This window comes from Streptomyces capoamus (genome assembly GCF_014654935.1).
Lineage (GTDB): Bacteria > Actinomycetota > Actinomycetes > Streptomycetales > Streptomycetaceae > Streptomyces > Streptomyces capoamus.
Genome location: NZ_BNBF01000003.1, coordinates 20488 through 22897, shown reverse-complemented (window position 1 = coordinate 22897; position 2410 = coordinate 20488). Strand labels below are relative to the sequence as shown.

At 74.8% G+C, this 2410-nt stretch carries 1 protein-coding gene and 1 pseudogene; both read left to right on the top strand.

The window, feature by feature from the left end:
* Positions 1-186: 186 nt before the first annotated feature.
* Positions 187-600: a Zn-ribbon domain-containing OB-fold protein gene (locus IE312_RS06015; RefSeq protein ID WP_189979030.1), complete on the top strand. Its 414-nt coding sequence runs from the start codon at positions 187-189 to the stop codon at positions 598-600.
* Positions 601-778: 178 nt separating this feature from the next.
* A pseudogene (locus tag IE312_RS39035) lies at positions 779-2410 on the top strand (hypothetical protein); the annotation flags it as partial.

The following is a 2410-nucleotide window of genomic DNA, read 5'->3' as shown; positions in this document are numbered from 1 at the left end:
CGGCCCTCGGCCGCGGCTGACCCGCCGCTCCGCCGCCGGCACACATTCGGGGTACGGAGTGCCTTTACGAGTGACACTGAGTGCCATACCCTGACGGCGTGCACGGTGGCACGGCAACCGCGCACACGCGTGCCCGGTCTGCGCCGGGCGCGTGGGATTCCGGCCGAGCGCAGGGAGTTGACCAGCGTGTACCACCACTCAGCAAGCACCTCGCATCCGGCGGCCGGTTCCGCTGCGGGTGTTCTCGATCCCGCCGCGGACTCCAAGGACGCCATCCTCTTCCAGCGCTGCACCTGGTGCGGCACCGCCATGTACCACCGGCTGCTGTGTCCGGTCTGCCAGGGCAGCGAGCTGCGCACGGAGCGCAGCGAGGGCGCCGGCACGGTCCGCCACTCCACCGTGGTGCACCGCAACACGCCCGCCGCGCGGAACGTTTCGCTGATAGAGATGGCCGAGGGGTTCGTCGTACGGGGCCGGGTCATGGGACCGCCGGTCGGGATCCACAGCGGCGACCGGGTCCGGCTGTCCACCGCCAAGGACCCGGTGCGCGGGGAACCGGTCTTCCAGCTCGTCGACGAGCCGTACCGGGCGTGGACCTGAGCGCCGTACACCGCTGAACTCCGCACCTCCCAGACCCCTTTGACGCGCGCGGCGCCCGCGCTGTGATCCATCACCCTTCCTCCACAGGCAACCCACAGCCACGGCTTCTCATCCTCCCGGGGCGAGGGACGCCCCGGGACGGCCGGGACGTCCGTGGTCGGGGTTTCGAGGAGGAACTGTGGTCCGTGCCCGGCGCATATGGGTGGCCGCCGCCGCGTTGCTCGCGGTGGCGGGAGCATCCCCGGGGGTGGCGGTCGCCCACTCCCGACCGCCCGCGAGACCAGGCACGCCGACAGGTGACACGCCGCTGCCGCCGGGGTGGCGCCTGGCCGGCACCGGCGCCGCGCCGCAGCTGGTGTGGCGGTCGCGGGAGCCGGTGCCGATGGGGGACGCGCGCGTCGAGTTCCGCGCGGGGGACGAACTGCTGGGCGTCCCGCAGCCGGCTGCCGACGGGCACACCTTCCGGCTCCCGCTGGACGGGCGGCGGGCGACCGGGCTGCGGGCGCTGCAAGTCTGGTCCGGGGGAAAGCGGTTGGACGCGCGTGAGGCGGCCGGCACCGCGTCGGCGCCCCGGCTGCCGGCCCCGCTGCCCGCGAACGGCGTGGACCCGGGCAAGCCCGGCACGTACCGCACCAGGACGGGTGAGTACGCGCTGAAGTCGGTGCGGCTGCCGGACTTCCCGAAGCCGGTGGAGATGCGCGCGGTGGTCGTCGCGCCCGTCGGCGCCACCGGCAAGCGGCCCCTGGCCCTGTTCCTGCACGGCCGCCACTACACGTGCTACAAGGGCCGCGCCGACACCAGCGGTGCCTGGCCGTGCCCCGCCGGTACCAAGCCGGTGCCGAGCCACCGCGGCTACCTGCGGGACCAGCGACTGCTCGCCTCCCAGGGCTATGTGACCGTGTCGGTCTCGGCCAACGGGATCAACGGGCAGGACTTCGCGGCGGAGGACGGCGGCGCGCAGGCCCGTTCGTCGCTGGTGCGGCTGCACCTGGCCCACTGGGCCGACTGGGCCGAACACCCGGGCACCGCACCGAAGGTGGTCCGTGAGGCGCCCCGCGCCGACCTGTCCCGGGTGCTGCTGATCGGACACTCACGCGGCGGCGAGGGCGTCAACCGGGCCGCGCTGGACAGCCTCGCCGCGCCGCCCGCCGAGCGGGACGGCTACCACGGGCCGGTGCGCTGGAGCGTCCGGGGCACCGTCCTGATCGGGCCGACCGTCTTCGGGCAGAACCCGGTGCCCGACGTGCCGTCGGTGACGATCCTGCCGGGCTGCGACGGGGACGTCTCCGACCTGCAGGGCGAGGTGTACGTGGACGGCACGCGCGGGGTCGGCGGCGGCACCGCGCTGCACAGCGCCGTGTACGTGATCGGCGCCAACCACAACTTCTTCAACTCGGAATGGACGCCCGGCCAGTCCGCGGCGCCCGCCGAGGACGACTTCTACGACGAGCCGCAGCACCCGGACAAGGTGTGCGGCAAGCGGGCGGCGACCCGGCTGACCGCCGACCGGCAGCACCGGGCCGGTTCCACCTACATCGCCGCCGCCGCACGGCTGTTCCTCGCCGGGGACGACCGGGTGCGGCCGCTGCTGGACGGCTCCGGCAAGCGGGCGCCGTCGGCGGACCCGGCGCGGGTGCTCAGTCACGCGGTGGGTGCCCGGCGCGGCGGCGCCTTCCTCCCCGACGGCGGGGTGTCGGTGACCGGCGGCAAGCTGTGCGCGGCGGTGGACCCGAGCCCGGCCAAGGCCTGCCTGGGGCAGGGCGCCAAGGGGGTCTCGCCGCACTTCGCGCAGTGGGAGGTCGGCCGGGAG